The 21,446-nt window shown below is 49.7% G+C and carries 19 protein-coding genes and 2 tRNA genes; 13 read left to right on the top strand and 8 right to left on the bottom strand.

The window, feature by feature from the left end; all coding sequences use genetic code 11:
* Positions 1-95: 95 nt before the first annotated feature.
* From queA to egtD, 9 genes are all read left to right on the top strand, one after another.
* Positions 96-1,136 carry a tRNA preQ1(34) S-adenosylmethionine ribosyltransferase-isomerase QueA gene (gene queA, locus K4305_RS07035; protein ID WP_331561697.1) on the top strand — a complete coding sequence of 347 codons (1,041 nt, stop codon included), beginning with the start codon at positions 96-98 and terminating at the stop codon, positions 1,134-1,136.
* A gap of 26 nt (positions 1,137-1,162) precedes the next feature.
* The gene (gene ispD, locus K4305_RS07030) at positions 1,163-1,912 is read left to right on the top strand and encodes a 2-C-methyl-D-erythritol 4-phosphate cytidylyltransferase (protein WP_331561711.1); all 750 of its coding nucleotides are present in this window, start codon (positions 1,163-1,165) and stop codon (positions 1,910-1,912) included.
* 56 nt (positions 1,913-1,968) lie between these two features.
* Positions 1,969-2,042, top strand: a tRNA-Met gene (locus K4305_RS07025).
* A gap of 31 nt (positions 2,043-2,073) precedes the next feature.
* A tRNA-Gly gene (locus K4305_RS07020) sits at positions 2,074-2,146 on the top strand.
* A 57-nt stretch (positions 2,147-2,203) separates the two neighbouring features.
* A complete protein-coding gene (locus K4305_RS07015) occupies positions 2,204-2,644 on the top strand; it encodes a hotdog fold thioesterase (RefSeq protein WP_331561696.1) in 441 nt (146 codons plus the stop codon).
* A 150-nt stretch (positions 2,645-2,794) separates the two neighbouring features.
* A complete protein-coding gene (locus K4305_RS07010; protein ID WP_331561695.1) occupies positions 2,795-4,204 on the top strand; it encodes a B12-binding domain-containing radical SAM protein in 1,410 nt (469 codons plus the stop codon).
* Positions 4,205-4,217: 13 nt separating this feature from the next.
* Positions 4,218-4,736, top strand: coding sequence for a hypothetical protein (locus K4305_RS07005; protein WP_331561694.1), 519 nt, complete (start codon positions 4,218-4,220; stop codon positions 4,734-4,736).
* 184 nt (positions 4,737-4,920) lie between these two features.
* The gene (locus K4305_RS07000; RefSeq protein WP_331561693.1) at positions 4,921-6,216 is read left to right on the top strand and encodes a rhodanese-like domain-containing protein; all 1,296 of its coding nucleotides are present in this window, start codon (positions 4,921-4,923) and stop codon (positions 6,214-6,216) included.
* Positions 6,217-6,240: 24 nt separating this feature from the next.
* Entirely contained in the window at positions 6,241-7,248 is a 1,008-nt protein-coding gene (gene egtD / locus K4305_RS06995) for an L-histidine N(alpha)-methyltransferase (RefSeq protein WP_331561692.1), read from the top strand.
* Between the two features lie 43 nt (positions 7,249-7,291).
* On the opposite strand, the gene K4305_RS06990 is transcribed toward egtD, so the two are convergent.
* Both K4305_RS06990 and K4305_RS06985 read right to left on the bottom strand, forming a co-directional pair.
* Positions 7,292-8,014, bottom strand: coding sequence for a CsgG/HfaB family protein (locus K4305_RS06990; RefSeq protein ID WP_331561691.1), 723 nt, complete (start codon positions 8,012-8,014; stop codon positions 7,292-7,294).
* 291 nt (positions 8,015-8,305) lie between these two features.
* Positions 8,306-9,112, bottom strand: a complete 807-nt coding sequence (locus tag K4305_RS06985; RefSeq protein WP_331561690.1) for a hypothetical protein — start codon at positions 9,110-9,112, stop codon at positions 8,306-8,308.
* Positions 9,113-9,245: 133 nt separating this feature from the next.
* Between K4305_RS06985 and K4305_RS06980 the strand changes: the two genes are divergently transcribed.
* A complete protein-coding gene (locus tag K4305_RS06980) occupies positions 9,246-10,304 on the top strand; it encodes an IS5 family transposase (protein WP_331561689.1) in 1,059 nt (352 codons plus the stop codon).
* 807 nt (positions 10,305-11,111) lie between these two features.
* Here K4305_RS06980 and K4305_RS06975 read toward each other — a convergent pair.
* The 6 genes from K4305_RS06975 to K4305_RS06950 form a co-directional block, all read right to left on the bottom strand.
* Entirely contained in the window at positions 11,112-12,179 is a 1,068-nt protein-coding gene (locus tag K4305_RS06975) for a hypothetical protein (protein ID WP_331561688.1), read from the bottom strand.
* A gap of 329 nt (positions 12,180-12,508) precedes the next feature.
* A complete protein-coding gene (locus K4305_RS06970) occupies positions 12,509-12,748 on the bottom strand; it encodes a JAB domain-containing protein (RefSeq protein ID WP_331561687.1) in 240 nt (79 codons plus the stop codon).
* 219 nt (positions 12,749-12,967) lie between these two features.
* Positions 12,968-13,312: a hypothetical protein gene (locus tag K4305_RS06965; protein WP_331561685.1), complete on the bottom strand. Its 345-nt coding sequence runs from the start codon at positions 13,310-13,312 to the stop codon at positions 12,968-12,970.
* A gap of 109 nt (positions 13,313-13,421) precedes the next feature.
* Positions 13,422-14,417 (bottom strand): DUF2971 domain-containing protein, encoded by a 996-nt coding sequence (locus K4305_RS06960; RefSeq protein ID WP_331561684.1) that lies wholly within the window; start codon positions 14,415-14,417, stop codon positions 13,422-13,424.
* A gap of 71 nt (positions 14,418-14,488) precedes the next feature.
* Positions 14,489-14,974 (bottom strand): DUF6650 family protein, encoded by a 486-nt coding sequence (locus K4305_RS06955; protein ID WP_331561683.1) that lies wholly within the window; start codon positions 14,972-14,974, stop codon positions 14,489-14,491.
* A gap of 103 nt (positions 14,975-15,077) precedes the next feature.
* Positions 15,078-16,049 (bottom strand): hypothetical protein, encoded by a 972-nt coding sequence (locus K4305_RS06950; protein ID WP_331561682.1) that lies wholly within the window; start codon positions 16,047-16,049, stop codon positions 15,078-15,080.
* An 848-nt stretch (positions 16,050-16,897) separates the two neighbouring features.
* Here K4305_RS06950 and K4305_RS06945 point away from each other — a divergent pair.
* The 3 genes from K4305_RS06945 (at position 16,898) to K4305_RS06935 (ending at position 21,338) form a co-directional block, all read left to right on the top strand.
* Complete coding sequence (locus K4305_RS06945) at positions 16,898-17,728, top strand: class I SAM-dependent methyltransferase (protein WP_331561681.1); 831 nt, start codon at positions 16,898-16,900, stop codon at positions 17,726-17,728.
* Between the two features lie 55 nt (positions 17,729-17,783).
* On the top strand, positions 17,784-19,958 hold the full coding sequence (locus tag K4305_RS06940) for a TonB-dependent receptor (RefSeq protein WP_331561680.1): 2,175 nt from the start codon (positions 17,784-17,786) through the stop codon (positions 19,956-19,958).
* 99 nt (positions 19,959-20,057) lie between these two features.
* On the top strand, positions 20,058-21,338 hold the full coding sequence (locus K4305_RS06935) for an MFS transporter (RefSeq protein WP_331561679.1): 1,281 nt from the start codon (positions 20,058-20,060) through the stop codon (positions 21,336-21,338).
* Positions 21,339-21,446 lie beyond the last annotated feature (108 nt).

Genomic DNA, 21,446 nt, shown 5'->3' with positions numbered 1-21,446 from the left:
TTGCTGCGACGCTTTCCGGGGTTTTGTTCTTTCAGAGCGAAAACGTATAATTTTTATTTTTCCATTTTTACTGACGATTCATCGCTTCACCGCTTATGCGCCTGTCCAACTTCAGATACAACCTGCCGAAAAACAAAATTGCCGAAGAACCGGTCTCGCCCCGCGACAAATGCAGGCTTATGGTGCTCAACCGCAGAAAAAAAGAGATCGAACACAAGGTATTCGAGGATATTGTATCGTATTTCAAAAAAGGCGACCTGCTTGTCGTTAACAACAGCAGGGTTTTTCCTGCCAAGATTTTCGGGCAGAAAGAGAAAACCGATGCCAAGATCGAAGTATTCCTTCTTCGCGTCCTGAACAAAGACGCCGGCCTGTGGGACGTGCTTGTTGATCCCGCCCGAAAGGTGCGTGTCGGCAATAAAATTTACTTCGATGAGGACGTCGTAGCCGAAGTGGTTGACAATACCACCTCCCGCGGCAGGACCATCCGCTTTCTTAACCCCGAAATAGACGTCTTCGAACTTGTCGAAAGAATCGGCCACGTTCCGCTTCCACCCTATTTCACCAGAAAACCGAAGCAGTCGGACAAGGAAGACTACCAGACGGTTTACGCTTCGCAAACCGGAGCAGTGGTGGCCCCGATGGCCGGTATGCATTTCACCATGCCCCTTCTGCAGAAAATCCAGAAAATGGGAGTCAGGATCCTGCCGGTAACGCTGCATCCGAGTCTGAGCACATTCAGCGCAATCGAAGTCGAGGATGTATCGAAGCACAAGATGGATTCGGAATATTTCAATATTCCCTACCAGACCGCCATGGAGATCAACGAAACCAAAATCAACAAAACCGGACGAGTCATCGCGGTCGGAACCACCACCTGCAGGGTACTCGAAGCAAACGCCACGGTTGACGGCAAAATAAAGTTCGGGCGGGGATGGACCGACAAGTTCATCTATCCGCCCTACCAGTTCAAGGTCACCGACGCCCTCGTCACCAACTTCCAGCAGCCTGAAACCACGCTGCTCATGGTTGTAAGCGCATTTGCCGAACACCGTCTGCTCATGGAAGCATACAAAACCGCGCTCAAAGGCGACTACCAGTTCCTGGCTTACGGCGATGCAATGTTCATCCACTAACCATTACCATCAGCTCTGTCATGACCATCAGCGCATCGGCAATCATCGCCGCAAGCGGAATAGGCAAACGGATGCAGCTCGGCGACGGCCAGAGCAAGCAACTGCTTGAAATCGGAGGATACCCGGTCATCTGCCACACCCTTAAAGCATTTCAGAACGCATCGACAATACAGGCCGTCTATATAGCCACCAGAGTTGAAAATATCGAAAACCTGCAATCCATGGCCAGGCAGTATGGGTTCAGCAAGATCAGGGCGATCATAGAAGGCGGAAAAGAGCGCCAGGACTCCATCAGAAACTGTATCCGGTTCATCGAAAACGAGATTGCGGCATCAGGCGCCGGACCGGACATCATCATGGTCCATGACGGGGCACGCCCGTTCATCCGTCCATCGGAAATCGACAACATCTCCCGGCTAACAATGGAATACGGTGCCTGCGTTCCGGCAACCAAACCGAAAGACACCATAAAATTCATCGCCAGCGATCCCGGATTCTTCGGCGAAACCCCCGATCGAAGCCGTCTGCTGCAGGTGCAGACTCCGCAGAGTTTTCGCGCCGGCCTTCTCGTACAGGCTCATGAACAGGGAGAGATGGAGCAATGGTACGGAACCGACGACGCATCGCTGGTCGAACGATTTTTCCCCGAACAGCGCATCCGCATTTATGAAACCGGTTACCACAACATGAAAATTACCACGCCGGAAGACGTCGAAGTTGCCGAGGCGATTTACCGGAGGCTCATTGTCGCCGAAGAGACCTGCAGCGAAAAATAAATCGGGACGCCGATTGTTTTTTTCGGATAGTTTCCTATATTAACAGCCCATCAACTGGTGAGATAGCTCAGTTGGTTAGAGCACAGGATTCATAACCCTGAGGTCGAGGGTTCAACTCCCTCTCTCACCACATCGGAACAGCATCAGGAGTCCCATTTCATGCGGGTGTAACTCAGCTGGTAGAGTGTTTGCTTCCCAAGCAAAATGTCGCGAGTTCGAATCTCGTCACCCGCTCCCGCATTTCATCCCGATCAGATATCGTACCCGTTCAACACATCTCCCGCCAGCCATATGAATACTGCCACAATATTCACGGTTCCTGTAACGCCGGATGAGATCAACGAAACCCAGATCGTCGAGGGCCAGATGGCTCGGCATATCGGCATTGAAATCACCGAAGTCGGCTCAGATTTCATGACAGCCCGGATGCCGGTCGATCATCGCACCATTCAGCGTATCGGCATTCTCCACGGAGGCGCCTCCCTGGCCCTTGCTGAAACCGTTGGCAGCATCGCCGCATCATACTGCATCGATCGCGAAAAGCAGTATATCGTCGGCCAGGAAATCAACGCAAATCACATCCGACCGGTAAAAAGTGGATATGTCCACGCAACTGCAACCCCTCTGCATCTTGGAAAAACCTCTCAGGTCTGGGACATCAGAATCCGGAACGAAGAAGGGAAACTGGTCTGCGTCAGCCGCTTCACCGTAGCGGTACTTCATAAAACCTGATCAGACAGAGCCAAACCGGGAAAGCCCGATTTTTCCGGCTTGAGATACTTGTTTTTTCAAAACTTTTCATACCTTGTAATTTCGCAGTTCAAGGGAACCGCTCATGGCGTTTTCCCTGTTTTTTTTACCACTTTTGCCGTTCATCAGGGTATGCAGACCGAACAAGCCGAGATCGTTACAGCACCGTTCGCCCCCGCAGCAGGTTATTCAGAAGAGCTTCTGCAGCAACTCGCATCCCGACAGAAATCCGGAAAAAAATGGCTGCTCGTGCAGCCCAAAAGCAACACCAGCATGATGGTGGACTCCGGCACGGTCAGCATGCCGCTCAACCTCATCATGGTAGCCACTCTCGTCGGAAAACTCTTCGATGTCACCTTTATCGACGAACGGCTCGGCGACACGATACCCGAAGACCTTTCCGGTTATGACGTCATCGCCATCACCTCACGCACCCTTAACGCAAACAAAGCTTACAGAATAGGCGACGCAGCACTGAAACAGGGCAAAACCGTCATTCTCGGCGGCGTGCACCCCACCATGCTGCATGACGAAGCCTCTCAGCACTGCACCAGCGTCGTCTATGGCGAAATCGAATCCATCTGGACGGAACTAGCCACGGATATGCTCACCGGCAAGATGAAGCAGGTCTACCGCGCCGAGACCCTGAAGCCGATGAACGGCATGCTCCGCCCCGACTTCACCTATGCGCTCAACTCCAAAAACAGAAAGAAATACAGTACCCTGATTCCGATCCTTGCCACAAAAGGATGCCCGGTCGGCTGCAACTTCTGCACGACACCCACCATCTACGGCAAAAACTACCGCTACAGGGAACTTGATCTGGTGCTCGAAGAAATGCGCTATCACCAGGACAGGCTTGGCAGGCAGAAGATCAATTTCTCCTTCATGGACGACAACATCAGCTTCAGGCCGAAATACTTCATGACTCTGCTTGAAGAGATGGCCGGGCTCGGCGTCCACTGGAACGCAAACATCTCCATGAACTTCCTCGACAAACCAGAAGTCGCCGAACTTGCCGGACGTTCCGGCTGCGACCTGCTCAGCATCGGGTTCGAATCGCTCAACCCCGAAACCCTGAAAAGCGTCCAGAAAGGCTCGAACCGTCTCGGAAGCTACGAAAAGGTGGTCAGCAACCTGCATCAGAACGGCATAGCCATACAGGGTTACTTCATGTTCGGTTTCGATAACGATACCGAGGAAAGCTTCCAGCTCACCTACGACTTCATCATGAAGAACCGTATCGAGTTTCCGGTCTTCTCGCTGGTCACCCCCTTCCCCGGCACGCCCTATTTCGACGAAATGAAATCCCGCATACGCCACTTCGACTGGGATAAATACGACACCTACCACTACATGTTCGAACCGAAGAAAATGAGCGGCGAAAAAATGCTCGAAAACTTCGTAAAGCTTCAGAAAGAGGTGTACAACGGCCGCTCCATCATGCAGCGCATGAAAGGCAAACCGCTGAACTGGGTCTGGTTCGCAAACTACATGATGCACCGCTTTACCAGAAAGCTCTCCCCCGAATACTACTACTGAACTGAAGTTCCGAATGCGGAAACTCTCGGCAAAAGGCCTCAAATGGCTGAAAGGATTCCACCTAATTGCTGTAGGCTTCTGGACGGGAGGCGCGCTTTCGCTGCTCTCGCTCTACTTCCTGAAAAACGGCATCACCGACGGAAGCGAACTCCACGGCATCAACCGGAGCATCCATCATGTCGACATGAACATAGTGGTCATCCCCGGAGCAATAGGCTGCCTCCTCACCGGGCTCATCTACTCCCTCTTCAGCAACTGGGGTTTTTTCAGGCACACCTGGCTTACCGTCAAATGGATCGTCACGGTTTCGGCAATACTCTTCGGCACCTTCTTTCTCGGCCCCTGGGAAACAGCAATGATGGATATTTCCGGCAACATCGGCATAGCGGCCCTGCAGGACCCTTCTTATCTCTGGAACCAGCGGATGAACCTGATATTCGGTTCGGCGCAGGTACTCCTGCTCCTGGCTACGGTTTTCATCTCCATTTTCAAGCCATGGAAACCGGCGTCCGTTTTACGACGGCTCAGGTGACGGAAATCAGCCTCACGCCTTCGTTGCTGAACATGCTGCAATAATATGAATGCGCCTTCCTTCTGGAAACCCACAAGATACGTGCGTCGGGATTTTTTTTATCACGGTTGATGGTTGCATAAAACAAACAGGGACCTTTTACCATATCCCTGATTGATTCGTATGCGCACCAATCCATAATGCCATGCCTGAACCAAAAGAAATAACCACCTGGGAACTGCTCCGCGCAGCGGAAAGCCGAAAATCGATAATCATCGATGTACGCCCTGTTGACGCTTACAATGGATGGAAAATGCGGGGCGAAATGCGGGGCGGACATATCAGGGGCGCGAAATCCCTTCCCGCAACATGGGCAACCCTGCCGGAATGGAAAACAATCCTCGATTTCAAACATATCGGCCAACAGGATGAACTGGTACTGTATGGATATTCGCCCGATGAAACTACTCTATTGGTCGAACGGTTCCAGCTGAACGGATACGAAAAGATATCGGTATATAACGGATTTGTGAATGAATGGAGCAGCGACGCAGACAAACCGATGGACAAACTGCCCAACCATCACATGCTCGTCCATTCCGACTGGGTGAACACCCTGATTTCCGGAGGCACTCCGCAGGAATACCGGAACGACAGGTTCGTCGTCTGCCATGCCCATTACCGCAACCGCAACGCCTATCTTGGCGGCCATATTCCCGGCGCAATCGATATGGACACACTTGCGCTGGAGGCTCCCGAAACCTGGAACAGGCGTACTCCCGAAGAACTGCGGAAAGCGCTCGAGCAGCATGGCATCACCGCAGGTACCACCGTCGTGCTTTACGGCAAATTCCTGCACCCGAACAATGACGACCCCTTTCCAGGCAGTGCAGCCGGTCATATCGGCGCCATCCGGCTTGCGTTCATCATGATGTACGCCGGAGTGAAAGACGTGCGCGTACTGAACGGCGGTTACCGCTCCTGGGAAGATGCCGGTTATCCCGTCAGCACGGAAGACGAGCCAAAACGGCCGGTTGCATCGTTCGGAACCGCAATACCCGCAAGACCGGAACTCGCCGTCGATACCCCTGAAGCAAAGGAGATTCTGCAATCCGACGATGCCGAGCTGGTCTGCGTCAGAAGCTATCCTGAATACATCGGCGAAGTCAGCGGCTACAACTACATCAAAAAGAAAGGGCGCATACCCGGAGCGGTGTTCGCCGAATGTGGCAGCGACGCCTACCACATGCAGAACTACCGGAACCTCGATCATACCACCCGCGAATATCACGAGATTGCCGATATATGGAAAAGATCGGGCATCGTTCCCGATAAACGCCTCGCCTTCTACTGCGGAACCGGGTGGCGCGGCAGTGAGGCATGGTTCAATGCGATCCTCATGGGCTGGCCGCGCGTTTCGGTATATGATGGCGGCTGGTTCGAGTGGAGCAGCGATCCCGACAACCCCTGGGAAACGGGAGTGCCCCTAGCGAAACAATGAAATACCCTAACCATTGATGGTTGCATGATGGATTATTCCACAAAAGATGCAGTTGAATGCGGTTCCGCCTCAATCGTGAACCGTCTGCCTGAAATAGGCCTCCGGAAGGCTGTTTCGGAAATCATCGATGGGTTGCTTGCCTGCCCGAAACGAATTTCATGCAAATACTTCTACGATACGGAAGGATCGAAACTCTTTACCGAAATCACCCGCCTTCCGGAGTACTACCCTGCACGAACAGAAAAAGAGATTCTCCGGAAACTCCCCCTGATACATCTGATTGGTTCCAGCGATATCGACATCACCGAACTCGGCAGCGGAGACCACGCCAAAATCACTATCATTCTCGACAGACTATCGTCGGAGCAACTCTCGCATATCCGTTACCTGCCGGTCGATATCAGCCATTCGGCGCTTGAAACATCGATCAGGGCACTTGCAGAAAGGTTTCCCGGGCTTTCGGTACAGGGAATCGCAGCCGATTACTACCACCAGATGCATCTCATTCCAGGAGAACGAAAAAAACTCTTCTGCTTCCTCGGCAGCACCATCGGCAATCTCGACCGCGATGAAGCCATGAACTTCATCCGTAACATCGGCGATACCATGCTTCCCGGCGATGGATTTCTGATTGGATTCGACCGGGTAAAGACTGCCGCTCTTCTTGAAATCGCATACAACGACCGGCAGGGACTTACCGCCAGATTCAACAAAAACATTTTATGCGTCGTCAATCGCCTCATAAAGTCGGATTTCGACCCGGAAGATTTCGAGCACAGAGCATTCTACAATCGCGAACAAAGACGAATCGAAATGCATCTCGAAGCAAAAAGGGCAGTCCATGTGAACTGCCCTTCAACGGCAAAACCTCTTGACCTGCAGAAAGGAGAAACCATTCACACCGAAAATTCCCACAAGTTCAATGTAAAAGACATTCATGCGGTCGGAGAGCATGCGGGGTTGTTTCTCGACCGGATCTTTTCCGATAAAAACGAATGGTTCAGCCTGGCATACTATAAGAAAACGAGTTAAACACGGAAGGGCTTCCTTTTAAGCCGCCCTTCCGTATCACATTTCAATCATCAAGATCGATAGACTTTTTGGTCTTCTCCCTTCTGTTTCTGTCCTTCTGATTGTACTCATCCATACAGCCGCTGTTTTTTCCCTCCACGAGAGAGCACTGAAGGTAATCGACTATTTCAATGATACAGCCCCTGATTGCTTTTCCTACAGGAGTATCCTTGTACTGGTTGAGATGACCCCCAAACCCGCCGCGGTAGACGCCTACCCTGATACCGCTGGACTTCGATGTCGCTTCGACCGTACGGGCGTCATAGATCTCACCGGTTTCGACGTCGATCACTTTCAGGTCAACAGCCATGTATGCCTTGTCCTGCCTTCCGCCAAGGCTGATGCCGCCGTATGAGAGTCCGCCACCGCCGCCGCTCGTATTGTGTTCAAAAGCGGAAACTGTAGCGGCAACCAGATACTTTGCCCCGGTAATCCTGCCCAGCTTTGACCGGGTAGCCGGATTGATTCTGCCGGAAGCTCCCAGATCCTGTTCCCTTATGACCTCATCGAGTTCTCTCCTTTCGAGTATGCGAAAACTATTGGTCGAGGCCAGTTCCGAAATAAGCATATCCTGCAGCTCCGAACCGACCCCGCCATGCCACCAGCTTGCATAAGTACGGTTTGTAAACCGCAACACTCCGATCCGGGGCTTCTCCTGGGCAAACGCCTCGGAAACGACAGAGAGTGAAATCAGAAAAAGAAACAGCAGAACCGCTTTAAATCGCATGATGAACCTCCGGAATTGTTTAAAATTAGAGAAAACCTGACCGCTTCTCCATCAAAATGTGCCATGATGAACGAAACGTACTTGAAGTCTGACCATTGAATGATGTTACACTCTGTCGTAAGGTATCACAGAAAAAAGTAAAACCAAAGAACGACAGACCTTTACTGTCTGATTTTACTGGTACGCTCCCGAATCATCCCTCAAGCATACCTTTCGACTTAATGCGACTCCTGAAACCTTCCTGTAGAATAAACATCGCAGTTCACTGCTTTTCGGCAATACAACAACCCCCTATTGCCGATCCGGCTGCAGTTTTCCTTTTTCTCCGAACAGAACGGAGATGGTCAATATGATCAGAACAGCTCCCATAAGCGCAATTTCCAACAGGTAATCGGACGGCTCTATCCAGATCTCGGTAAACACATTCCAGCGGCCGAGTATTTCAACAAAGTTCCAGAATATGACGACCGTCGGTATGGCATACCGTATGGCATAACCAAGACTGCCGATTTTCAGAAGGTTCGCAAACAGCAGAACCGACCATAACAGAGAACCGAATGCAATGAAATAGGTCACGGCGTGTCGGTCTCCGGCCAACTGCTCGTCGTAGGCAAACAGCAACAGCAGGTAAAACCCCCAGAGCAGCACGACGAACTCCATAAAGGTGACCATCGCCGCGTTACGCGAAATCCGGGCCGATGAGATCGATCTGTCGATGCGCAATAAACGCTGGAACCAGAGGAAGAAACGGCAACCCGTACGTATGCCGAACAGATAATAGAGCATGAGAACCGCAAAAAATCCTGCCGAAGAGGGTATGAGAAGATATTCCGGTTTGGTGACAACTTCCCCGTTCCGAATCATCGGCTCGACTCCCAACTGAGCAGCATGATACTCCAATCCTATTTCGATCCACCCTGCCCAGACAAAAAGACCGCCGAACAGGCCAAGAAAAGTCGCCGTAAGGTCCAGAGAAACGCGCATGCCCCCAAGTACAAGCGCCATGCCGATAAAACCGAGGAGCAGACCCGCAAGAACGACGTGGTCTTTACCCGGCACGCTTTGCAGAAGAATAACTGCCGCATGCCCGAGAGGCATCGTCAGCAGTACTATTGGGCATCTCTATTTATTCGAAAGCGACATATCTTTCATAAATAAAATGACTTAGCGTTCATAAAAAGGCCGGAAATTCGTATATTTCAGCAGATTTCTTCATTCATCTTCTGCTATCATGAAAAACATCAATCCTCTTGGCCTTTTCGACGAACATTTTCTGCTGGAACGGCTCACCAAGCTCAAAGATCCATTGGTGAAACTGGATACATATATCGACTGGAACATCTTTGCGCCGATCCTGAATGTCGTCTTCAGTAAGCCTGAAAACAGCAGCAAAGCAGGTCGCCCTCCGTTTGATCGAATCATGATGTTCAAACTGCTCATTCTACAAAGCTTGTATAGTCTCTCCGATGACCAGATGGAGTTCCAAATAACAGATAGGCTGAGCTTCAAGCGCTTTCTGAAACTGAAGTCCAGCGACAAGGTTCCCGACAGCAAGACCATCTGGAAGTTCCGTGAAACCCTCATCCAGGAAGGGGTTATCGAAGCCCTGTTTCACCGGTTCAATGAGGCCCTTGACGACCAGTCCGTCTTTGCAAATACCGGCCAGATTGTCGATGCCAGTTTTGTTGAAGTTCCCCGTCAGCGCAACACGCGGGACGAGAACCAGCAGATCAAGAAAGGCGAAACCCCTGAAGCCTGGAAAGCAAGACCCAACAAACTTCGTCAAAAAGATCGTGATGCTCGCTGGACCAGAAAAAATAAGATGTCTTTCTACGGCTACAAGAACCATATAAAAGCTGACAAGGGAACAAAGCTCATCAGGGACTACATGGTTACCGATGCTTCAGTTCATGATTCACAGGAACTCGAAACCCTTATCAGTACCGACGATGGCGGTCAGAAACTGTACGCAGACGCGGCCTATATTGGACAGGAAGAAACTATCGAAAGCTGTGGTATGAGGAATATGGTTCATGAAAAAGGCAACAGGTACCATAAACTCACCGATGCCCAGAAGGCTTCGAACAAGGAAAAGTCTCGTACCCGCGCCAGAGTTGAACATGTGTTCGGCTTCATGACCAATTCGATGCATGCCATGTACATCAGAACCATTGGCTACATACGGGCAACAGCCAAGATCGGATTAGCCAACTTGACCTATAACATGATGCGCTGCACACAGTTGAAGAAGAAAGTGCACGATGTTTTCCTGCGGGATAGCTACGCCTAAGAGGTTCTTCCAGGGAGCTTTTAAGCCCAAAATGTGTCAAAGAACGGTGTTTTTTAGGATCGACTACGAGCTTTTCGGCTGACCCAAGTACAGAGATATATCAAAACTCAATAAATCGAGGTTCCCATCAATCTCGTTATGAAATGTAGTAATGGTTCGTAAAGGATTGATACCAGCTTGAGCAAAAGCCAATTCTTGAGCAGTGTGCTCAGGAGTTGTCACTGGAAGAACATTTAAAAGATCGAAATTTGGATTGGACAACTACTTCTCCGAATGCCTAACAATAAATAGATTGATCCGCATAAACTGCGAATTTGTGAATTACAGCCCATATAAGACACAAAGCTGACTCACCTTAAAACGCTATCATCCTCTTACGAAGAAATGAGTTAGCTAATGCATTGCGTTTTAGTGCTGCGTTTAGTGCTGATCCGCATAACAACGCTTGCTCCTGCCTCTTTTTGAAGTGCATACGAAGAAAATGTACTCAGGAATTCGGAGTTTTCTGCTGTTGTCGGCGTGTTTTGTGTAGAATGAAGAGCGGAGCGGTGGAGCGTGCGGAGGCGAAGGCTGAGGAGTTTCACATGAAAGAATATCAAGGATGCGTCAAAGAAGAGCTGGTTTGCGTCGGCGTGGTATCTGGAACGGAAGCATCCGGAGCGGTGGGCGAAACGTGATCCGGTGCCTGGGGATGATGGGCCGAAGGATGAGGTTGTGGTTATTGGGTGAGGGCGTCGGGGGTTATCCTGTCCGCGCGAACGAGCTGAACTGCTTATTACGTCCTCACCGATGATTTTTTAGCAAGAATCATTGGATTACTATGTCTTCAGCAATTAGTGCCGCTTGCAGCTCAGAATTTATTTTGAACTTACGCTCTAAGGGAATATCTGCAAATAGTATTAATTTTTCATCATCAATACTCAGATTAAATTTGGTACTTAAATACCCTTCCGGATTTTCTTTTGAAGGCCGTTCCCATTCCTGCAAGCAATCAGTAACTCTTAATAAAAATGCTAAAGGGGCATTATGTCTATTGATTTTTGATTCTTTAAAGCATTCTGGTGGAAGGTTGTGGCAAAAAATGGCTGAACAAGCAGGGATAATATCCTCAATAAACCAGCGTTGGTTCCAGTCAACTCCATCGACGATTTTTTCCTCAAATATTCTTTCAGGATTATTTTTCTGGTACAATATATCTATTATTCTTAAGACCGACAAGGAGCTAATCATACCATGGCAAACTCTTCCGGAATCGATATTTTTATCGTATTCTTGTTTCGCATTAATTTTTAGCCCCCAGGAGTCAAGATTTTTTTGGATCAAATCGAAGCTGTTTTTGTTATTTTGAAGTTTCTCAAAATTTATTGGAACAGTTTTAAAATAAACCTCATCAACCGGAAAACCAATATTATTCGATATCGAATTAACTGTTTTCGAATATTTTATGCCTATTTCATTTGCGACTTCAACAGGATACCCAATATCATGAAATAAGCATGCGATTTTCCATTGAATATCATTTATTATAATTCCGCTTGGTTTTAGAAAGCTTTCATATATATAGGCTCCAAAAACGTAACAGAGTAAGGCATGGACAACATGATCCCTCAACTCAGGCTTTAATTCTTGTGCCTTTTGTTCAAAGTCTGCCAGTTTAACGATAGATTTTAATATATCTTTTTTGCCATGATTAATAATAATGCCTTCTATAAGTTCTTTTGCCAAACTCTGTCTATCGATAAATTCTATTTCGGGCTCTAAAAATCTTTTCATAGTACTGTAATTAAAGGAGTAGTGGTAGTATTCATATCCCTCAATTACTTGACAAAGAAGCGTATTTATTGATATAATGTCAACTTTCTTGATTTTGCTCATGATAATAAGATTGAATCGCAAAGTTGTTGATTTTATTAAATTAAAACCCATATAAGACACAAGATTCATTCTCCTCACAACGTCATTAAATCCTTAATGTAATAAACTTACATAATGTAATGAATTTTATGACTATGTCTTGTACTGACCCGCATAACAGCTCAGATTGCTGCCATTATTGCAGAAAGTGTAAGGAATAATATATGCATAAATCCGGAGTCTATCACTGTTGATAGCGTAATTATTTGCCGATTGGTGGGTAGTGTGGGAGGAGGATTCGGGAGGTGTCTGGGGAGGAGCGCTGGGGTGGGAGCGCCTGTTTTTTTGTTTCAGTTGAAGAGGCCTTCTTGCCTGAAGCTGAAGTGGTTGCCGTTGCTGCCGATGATGACGTGGTCGAGTAGTTCGATGCCGATGATGTCGGCTGAGCTGCGGATTTGTTTGGTTACGGTTTTGTCGGCATTGCTTGGCTCGGGGTTGCCGGAGGGGTGGGGGCGACTTGCGGAGCTGGCGAAGCAAGTCGGCCATCCGGTCGGTGTTCGGGACTGGGGTCGCCAGAGGTCAGTTGTCATACAGCAGGGATTGAGAGAATAACCGAGGAGTGGGTGTCATGGAAGCGCGTGTTGCGCACCCGGAGCCGGAGAGCTAAGCGGCTGGAGTGAAGCGTTGTTGCCGGTTGGTCATGGGGTTGGGGTGCTGGTCTGCATATCAAATGGGAATAGGCTGGATACAGAAGTAAGCTTGAGGTGCGATACTCTCGAAGCGTTTGCCCTGGCATTTGCAATATATGGCTAACTTTCGAAATAACTTCTTGTGCCGGCCCACGTTGCTGTTTCTACAATGTAACCCAATAACATCGAGCCATATTGTTCGAAGATCTCTTGTTCTGATTCAAATTTGATAATGCGATGCCGGGATTGCCATTGCTGCACAAGAATATTTTTGCGGTCTTCGTTAAGGTGCATAATCGCATTGCGAGCAAGTGCATCGAATTCAAGTGCTGCGGGAAAATACGGAAAGTCAGTGTACTCAGGCCCAAATTGTGTTTGATATTTCAGTTCCTTCCACCATTCTGGAGCAAGCATACGAACATGTCGTAGTAGTGGATCCAGAATCCGCGTTTCTTCACGTGTCATTCATACATTGTGTATAGATGTACAACGCCAGCTGTAACCGGTTAATTTGTAGTGAGCGTAGCGAACTAAAAATGCGTCCGCGTTGAGGGCATTGTTAGACGTTTTGGCACTATAAGTCATAATAGTGCTTCGTGTATTTTGACCAAGGATCAAGGCCAAGGTGATGCTTTGCTTCGTATTGCAGGACGGCTTTGGATGGGGATGTGGTTGATTTTTCGGCTAGCATCAACTCTACGAAATGTGGATCGTTCTCAATTTCGCGCTGCGCAATTTCAACCATATGTTTCTTCTCATTTTCATTTAACGCGGTGAAGTGCTCCGCCCATTCCACTTCAGCCTTTTCGCCTGTTGGATTCTTGCCTGAAAGTGCCTCTATGAGCCTTCTTTCTAGCAGATATGTTTCTGGTATTTTGATAATCTCGTAATACTTCGGAACCTTATGTTTTGTTTCTTCGTAGATTTGTTTTCGAACTTCTTCAGGCACCTTTAATCCGAAAGTGATACTTCTTACTGCACGGTAATCGTGAGGAATAGGGCCGTGAATATTCTCTAAAAGAACACGAAATTCTTCTTCATAACACCACCTCGGAGATTTGTGCCCGAGCATTGCTCGAACGGCTTTTTCGGCATTGCCTTGCAAATGTTGAATATCAAGGCTCGGAGGCTCATCTACATAATCTACTCCAAAGCAGTGGAGATGTTGCTTTGAGCAAAACCGTGTTAATTGAACAAGGTTGTACTCAATTGCAATTCCACAATGACTTGCGGCGTAGTGAGCCCACATCAATTCATCCGTAACGTTTCTCGATAGCGAAAACACACCGCTATTGTCCGTTGACTGGCTTATTTGGCGCGCTAAGTCATAAAGCGTTTTGGTTAATTCAGTTCGTTCTCCAATACTAACTAAGCCCTGAAGAAATGCTGTGATACCCGCTTGTATCTGATTTTGAAATATCCCTTCGTTTGGATCGTTCAATTTTTCACGGGTCGGCAAATACAAATAACTTTCAGCTATTGGCTCTACGACCTGGCTGACCGAACGTTTATCTAGCTCACCTTCTGAGGTGAGGGTGATAGCCTTATATTTAAAATAGTGACCAGACATTTTTTGCTTCTAACGTGGCCGCGGATCGGGCAATTGGAGCGCAGCGTAAATTGATCAGCTGCAGTTGCTTGTTATGTTTTATCTGGCTCACCGGGCAAGATAGTTAATAGCGGCGACCCTAAATTAATGCCGTACTGAGCCGATACTTGAGCAATATGTACTCCAAATACACCACGCAGCTCACCAACCGCACTAATAAATTGCCAGCTCGCAAAATGACCTTGATCTGAGCCAAACCTAATGATCCTTTCGTCAGACTGAACAGAATCAAGGAATTTTCTACACGCAGCACGCATAGCATTGATATTTGCTGCAAGATTGGATTCGCGATCCAAGCCTTTTAGCTCATCAGTCAAAAAGCGACGAAGCTGGATAATTGACTCAACACAGTGATGCGGAACTTCAACGTCTGACGGATTAAACAGAACTCGCTTATCCTCAAGCTCCGTAATTAACCTCTGTGCAGCTTCAGACTCAAGCTTTGGTGGGTTCCAAGAAACGCCAAAAATTGGAGTGCTAAATCCTGTAAGGCGATTAGCTATTTTCTTAAAGTTCACTGAACTCTCCTTGAAACATAACGACTAAGTCACCTGTGGTGTACCCGCTGCCGAAGACGGACAGCGGGTACACCACAGGTGCACTTTTTTGTTACACAAATGTCTACAAGTACTTCTTCAATTCGTTGCTGTCTGTTGGGATTTCTTCCATTCCCTCAAAAGACATTGTTACCGGCAGAACGCGGCCACGCAGCAAGTCAGTGCTCGTGTAATCGACTGAACAGGACCTTATCCCACCGTATTCCCATTCAACCTCGAATGGTGTTGGGAATCTGGGGATTCTCATCTTGCCGTCAGGGATGTTCTCCACGTCTGCGCTGCTCGGAACCATGATTTGCTGGACGATATTGCCGTAGGCAAGAACAAAAATGCAGTGTGGAAATGGCTGTGTGCAAGAATCCTTTCGGGTCAGCAAGAGAGCCGCTGGACTTGGATTAGGGCGTGGGCCAGGTATGAAAGTCTCATCTATCATGAGCGGAGTCATCAGGTCCTTTGTGTGATCAGGATTGCATATCCATCTGTTTGCGGCTTCGAAGGAATCGAGAAGAGGCCGCGGCATGACTGACAGTGCCATCTTGACCAATGTCTTGTAGACAGCCGCAGGAACATATGGCTCAATCTCATAATTTATAGTGACTGTCTTTCCCTCTTGGTCAATTTCAACCATGTTGCTCCCAACAGTCTGCTTAATCATAACTCTGTCACTTACATCAATGCGAGATCGCTTATCTTTGGTCTTGTAACTTGGAACCTTTTTCTTTCCCTTGATCTGAGCAATTTGCCGATACACTTTTGCCAGTTTGTCATAATGCACTTCCACGTGTTCGGAAAAGAAGTGGTTGCATGAATCACACTCTTCAGCACAGATAATTGATTTGTTGCCAATTGCTTCAGGGAGTGCATGAGCCACCTGTTTGAACGTTTGCTCAGGATGTTCATTCACAGCGAAGCGACATCCATTGGTTTTGTCTCCAATAACAACTTTTGGACTACTTGGAAGGTGAGAGAACTTCAGGTCGTAATTCTCCTCAAAGAGGTTAATTCGTTCCACCAATTCTTTTGGCAAATCATTCATCGGTATTTTCCCGTAGTGTAACAATAATTAGATTGATCCGCCTAAACCGCAGAAATCGAATCATAACCCATATAAGACACAAAAAACTCAAGGCTTCAAAATCCGTTATATGCTTACCAAGCATGCACTTATATAATGGCTGTGATTTTATTTGGGCTGTTTATATGGATCGGTATAAAAACGCTGATTACAGCTGCTTTTTCGGAAAAGTAACCTGATAATGTACGCAGGAAATATGAGTATTCCACGGCGATAGCGTGGTTTTTGGGCTGGCGGTAGACGGAGTGGAAGATGTGAGCGGTGGGCTGTAGGATGGAGGGCGGCTGGCCGGATGGCTTTTTTTTTGCGCCTGAATAATAGAAATTTATTTCTATTATATGGGATTTTGTTGTTCATTTTGAATGAGAGATATTTCTATCCATGAGATGGAGGGGTTATGGGTTTGATGGATGGGTTTTTGCGGCGGACGTTGTTTCCGGTTCGGTTTGTGGTTGAGGATGGGGGTGGTGCGGGGGCTGCCGGTGGCGCTTCGGGGAGTGGTGATGGTTCTGCTATACGCCCCTGCGCCAGAACGGATTCTCCCTTGCATTACCGGAGGAGAGAGAACACGTTCCCTTCACCCCTCTCTGCGTCGGTCGGGCGTGCTGCAGTTTTTCGCGCGTCGTGATGCTTCTGTGTGTTTTTTTTATTTAAAATTAGTTTAAATAAAATTTGACTCTTTTTCGGAGATTGTTAATTTAATGCGGTCAGGTAAAGCATAAGAGCAGTGTTTTCTGTATGCGCTCTTTCAGGAGATACTGGATCGAAAACCGTTAACGAAAAAGAACATGAAAGAGGATGGGCTGCATATGAATCAGGGTTGTGAGCCGGTGAAAGCCGGGCTGTGCGGCGTTCCGGAAACGATGCTCTGGACCCTGCACAATCGTGCCAGCGAGTCGGTGCGTCAGGACGCCTGGTTTCGCGACGAGCATGCCGAGCGGATTTACCGATCGATTGATTACGACTACCGGCGGAGTTTCGGCCCTCCGGACAGTTCCCACGCCGTTCGTTCGATGATGTTCGATGAGGCATTGCGACCCTGGATGGAGAATCATCCGGGAGGCACCGTGGTGGAGCTGGGCTGTGGTCTGGAGACCCAGTTCCAGCGGATAGATGACGGAAAGGTACAATGGCTGTGTGTGGACGTGCCGGAGGCAATCGACGTACGGGAACGGTTCCTCTCTTCCGGACCGCGTTGCAGGCATGTTCGCCGCAGCGCACTGGATCGGGCATGGATGGACGAGGTCGACGGCGGCGCAGGTGTTTTCGTTACCGCCCAGGGGCTGTTCATGTACTTCACCGAAGAACAGGTCAGAGAACTGCTTCTTGCCATACTGGAGCGGTTTCCGGGTGTCGAAATCATGTTCGATACCATTCCGCCCTGGTTTTCAAAAAAGACCATGGCCGGGATGTGGAAAACGCCGCACTATCGGACTCCGCAGATGCCCTGGGGGGTGCTTCGCAACGAGATCGACCCGCTGCTCCGGGGATGGAGCCCGCGCGTGGAGTCGGTGACGAACGAGCCTTACCGGTATATCCGCGCCGGGTTTTTCATCCGGCTTTTCATGCTGCTTGCGCGGTTGCCTGTTCTCGGCAATCATGTTCCCGTCATTGTCCGTGTTCGTGGCAAAAAAGCATAGAGCCTTTTCCGATTGTTGATTCGTCAGGCGTTTTTCAATTACAATCCTTTGTTCTATGTCGTCATTATTGCGTTTCGGTTGCGTGAGTCCGGCTTTCTGTTCCGGAAAAAGAGGCGGTTTTGTTCTTGGCCTGAACGTACTCTTTCTGGCGATGTTGTTTTCGCCGAAATCTCTTTATGCCGGGGAGGCGTCTGGGGATTCTCTGGTTATCCGGCTGGAGCCGGTATCCGTAACGGCAAGGCGCGGCACCGAGAATGCGCAGGAAATTCCTTTCAGTATCAGTGTCATCAGCGGCAGCGAGATCGCTGCCCGGCGTTCCGTCGATTTCGAGGATGTGCTTCGCAGCAGCCCTGGAGTGGATGTTAACTCGGGAGGAGGAGACAACGATACAAATATCCGCATCCGGGGTGTCGGTGCGCTCTATCCTGTCAGTGCCGATGACGGATCGGTGACGATCAATGTCAACGGCGCGCCGATGTCTTCTCGGTTTGCACAGATGGCAACCTTCGATATCGAAAGGGTCGAGATTCTGAAAGGTCCTCAGGGTACCCTGTTCGGCCGGAACAGTGAGGCTGGTGCGATCAATATAACCACCCGCAAGCCAACCCGCGAAACGGAGGGATATCTTCGCAGCGAAGTCGGCGGGGAAGGCAGGTATCTTCTTGAGGGAGCTGTCGGAGGTCCGGTGAGCGAGACCGTGAGTGCGCGTGTCGCTCTGCGCCGTTCGGGCAGCGACAGTCCGGTAATGAACGAGCAGGATGGTGAGCCGGTTACGAAGCCGAGGGATATGGCTATGAGGGGCAGTGTGCTGTGGCAGCCCGGAGAAAAGACGTCGGTGCTGTTCCTGACCGAATACGAGAAGATTGAAGACCGGCTCTCAATGATGGTGCTTCGACCTTATGGCGACAACCCGAGTCTTGATCTGACACCGGGTCATTTAGAGAGCAGCAAGGAGACGGTGCACGGTTCGGCTGAGTTGAATCACGATCTATACGGTTTCCGTATGACCTCCGTTTCTTCATACCTCAAGTCAGACTGGCAGACCTATAACGGTTCGGACATCAGCGTGAATTCACTGTGGATGGGTATCCCGATGGAGCTGATAAAAGAGGATGCGGCAGAAGAGCGCTCGTTCAGTCAGGATCTGCGCCTGGGTTCCTTGCCTGATTCAAAAGTTTTCTGGGTTGCCGGATTGAACCTCTCGCGTACCGAACGGAGCTTCGATACGGATATGCCCAGTTATTCCACGGTCAATTTGCGTGATTTCGAGACAAATGCATATGCCGTTTACGGGGAGATTACCTATCCGCTGAGCGATGCGCTCAAAGTGACCGGCGGGCTGCGCCATACCTGGGAAGAAAAGACGTACAGCGCCAGCTATGAGACGGCCGGGATGATTCTGTACGATGACAGAAGTCTGTCGGACAATTACTCCACAGGCCGGGTTGCCCTGTCGTATGCGGTTGCCACAGGAACCAACATTTACGGCGTGTTCGCGCGGGGATACAAGGCCGGAGGATTCAACGATTATGCTACCAGTTCTTTTGACAGCGATCCGTATGATCCGGCTATCGTCAACAACTTTGAGGTCGGATTCAAGCACGAATCCGGAGATCGTCGCTTTATGCTGAACGGGGCGTTATTCTATAACGACGTCAAGGACGATCATCTGCTTGGTTATGATCCGTCAAAAAATTTTGCTACGGTCGCACTGAATGCCGACACCGAAAGCAAGGGTTTCGAGCTTGAGGGCTGCTGGCGGGCAGGAGGTGGATTGACCCTGAGAGGCGGGGTGACCTACATCGATGGCGGAATAACCAGCCATGTCACGACAAACACTGCAGCCGGAGACGTTGAGCCGGGAAACCGCATGCCTGATATACCCAAATGGAGCGCCATGATTTCGGCGGAGTACAGCAAGGCTTTAGGCGGGTTGTTCGGTGCCGGCGCATCGACGTTCAACGCCCGTATCGGATACCGCTATGTTGGCAAGCGTGCCGCAGATCCGCAGAATAATTTCGAACTTGATGCCTATCACAAAGTCGATGCCCGTATCGGTCTTGGAATAGGCAATGGCGAAGTCTATGTCTGGGGTGACAATCTTCTGGACGAGCGTTACGATCATTACGGCTATTATATGATTTCGATGGTTTCGACAATAGCTCCTTTTACCGTCGGATGGCCAAGTATGGGTCGTACGATAGGCCTGGGTGCGGCTTATTATTTCTGATTTCAACCGAAGCTGTTATGATTGAATCTGTTGTTTTGCCGGGATTGCGTTATTCGAAAAACAGGTACGGAGCCGGTGCCGCACTCCGGGAAACGTAAGATGCCGGTCGGGTCCGCACAAAAGAATCTGCCTGTTGCAGCCTGGTATCTTCTGGGCAGCCTTTACGTTACCCAGTATCTTGGCCTTGGTTTCTTTCTGGTTTCGCTGGTAGCTATCCTTCGGGCCGGGGGGGCATCCCTTGAACGGGTCAGCGTGATCTACCTGCTTGGCCTGGTATGGGCCCTGAAATTTCTCTGGGCGCCTCTGGTTGACAGGGTCGGCTTCGCCAGGGCCGGCCATTTCCGGGGATGGCTGCTGCTGATGCAGGGTGGTATGGTCCTGACTCTTCTGGCCATCGGCAGTCTCGATCCGGTATCCGATTTTTTCAATGTTTTCATGCTCTGCCTGTTGCTGGCATTTTTTTCTGCAACCCAGGATATCGCAACCGACGGACTCGCCTGTCTGCTGCTGACGCAAGTGGATCGAGGAGTCGGCAACGGTTTGCAGGTTGCCGGCGGCCTGCTTGGCAACCTCCTGGGCGCTGGCGGCGTGCTGATGGTTTACCCTTACTTCGGCTGGCAGGGCAGCATCGCCATTCTTGCTGCCGGGACCATGATTTCTCTGGTTCAGGTCGTGTTGTTTCGCGAGCCGGTCCGTCACGTCCGGACTCTGCCCGTTACCTCAGTCATCCGGCGGATATGGACCATCTGGCAGTTCCCGGAGGGCGGCCTTTGGCTGCTTATGCTGCTCTTCTATCCTATGGGAGTCAGTCTGGGTTATGCGCTCATTACACCCATTCTGGTGGATGCCGGATGGGCTCTGGACCGAATCGGTTTCGTGGTCAATGTTATCGGAAGCCTGTTCGGCATCCCTTCCGCTCTTGCGACAGGTTATCTGATTCGCCGGTATGGGCTCCGGCCAGTCATGATCGGTGCGGCGCTTTTCCAGATCCCCGGTATTCTGGCTCTTCTTGTGCCTGTTCAGGGGCAGACCGGCGAGCTGGCTGTGATGGCGGCGGTCGGGCTCTATTTTCTGTTCTACAACCCCGTTGTGGCGGTGATCAGCACCCTGATGATGGAGCATTCCTCCCTTGAAAGTCCTGCCACCGACTACTCGCTGCAATACAGCATGTACATGTTGTTCAGTATTGTTGCCGTCGCCGCAGGCACCGCCCTGGCAGGAAGGGTTGGTTACCTGCCGGTGCTTTGGCTGGCGGCATCTTTCGGTTTGGCAATGGTTTATCTCTCTTTTCGCTACAATGGCCCGCAGCCATGCCTTGATGATTACAATAGCAATACCGTCGGGCCAGAGGCCCGTATAGACTCCGTAAACGAAGATTAAAAAAACAGTTATGTCATCTGTTGATTTCCGTATCCAGGCTGATTCAGCCAACGTGTCGGCAACCATTCCTGTCCCGTCGGCGAATGAGCGTCATGGCGAATGGTTCAT

This window comes from Chlorobium sp. (assembly GCF_036528655.1).
Classification (GTDB): domain Bacteria; phylum Bacteroidota; class Chlorobiia; order Chlorobiales; family Chlorobiaceae; genus Chlorobium.
The sequence above is the reverse complement of the archived record's forward strand: the minus strand, read 5'-3'. Positions and strand labels throughout refer to the sequence as shown.

Bases quoted from the DNA above. Each gene is read 5' to 3' on its own strand.
- queA (WP_331561697.1), top strand. From the start codon at position 96: ATGCGCCTGTCCAACTTCAGATACAACCTGCCGAAAAACAAAATTGCC.
- K4305_RS07015 (WP_331561696.1), top strand. From the start codon at position 2,204: ATGAATACTGCCACAATATTCACGGTTCCTGTAACGCCGGATGAGATC.
- K4305_RS07010 (WP_331561695.1), top strand. From the start codon at position 2,795: ATGCAGACCGAACAAGCCGAGATCGTTACAGCACCGTTCGCCCCCGCA.
- K4305_RS07005 (WP_331561694.1), top strand. From the start codon at position 4,218: ATGCGGAAACTCTCGGCAAAAGGCCTCAAATGGCTGAAAGGATTCCAC.
- K4305_RS07000 (WP_331561693.1), top strand. From the start codon at position 4,921: ATGCCTGAACCAAAAGAAATAACCACCTGGGAACTGCTCCGCGCAGCG.
- egtD (WP_331561692.1), top strand. From the start codon at position 6,241: ATGATGGATTATTCCACAAAAGATGCAGTTGAATGCGGTTCCGCCTCA.
- K4305_RS06990 (WP_331561691.1), bottom strand. From the start codon at position 8,014: ATGCGATTTAAAGCGGTTCTGCTGTTTCTTTTTCTGATTTCACTCTCT.
- K4305_RS06985 (WP_331561690.1), bottom strand. From the start codon at position 9,112: ATGCCTCTCGGGCATGCGGCAGTTATTCTTCTGCAAAGCGTGCCGGGT.
- K4305_RS06980 (WP_331561689.1), top strand. From the start codon at position 9,246: ATGAAAAACATCAATCCTCTTGGCCTTTTCGACGAACATTTTCTGCTG.
- K4305_RS06975 (WP_331561688.1), bottom strand. From the start codon at position 12,179: ATGAGCAAAATCAAGAAAGTTGACATTATATCAATAAATACGCTTCTT.
- K4305_RS06970 (WP_331561687.1), bottom strand. From the start codon at position 12,748: ATGACAACTGACCTCTGGCGACCCCAGTCCCGAACACCGACCGGATGG.
- K4305_RS06965 (WP_331561685.1), bottom strand. From the start codon at position 13,312: ATGACACGTGAAGAAACGCGGATTCTGGATCCACTACTACGACATGTT.
- K4305_RS06960 (WP_331561684.1), bottom strand. From the start codon at position 14,417: ATGTCTGGTCACTATTTTAAATATAAGGCTATCACCCTCACCTCAGAA.
- K4305_RS06950 (WP_331561682.1), bottom strand. From the start codon at position 16,049: ATGAATGATTTGCCAAAAGAATTGGTGGAACGAATTAACCTCTTTGAG.
- K4305_RS06945 (WP_331561681.1), top strand. From the start codon at position 16,898: ATGAATCAGGGTTGTGAGCCGGTGAAAGCCGGGCTGTGCGGCGTTCCG.
- K4305_RS06940 (WP_331561680.1), top strand. From the start codon at position 17,784: ATGTCGTCATTATTGCGTTTCGGTTGCGTGAGTCCGGCTTTCTGTTCC.
- K4305_RS06935 (WP_331561679.1), top strand. From the start codon at position 20,058: ATGCCGGTCGGGTCCGCACAAAAGAATCTGCCTGTTGCAGCCTGGTAT.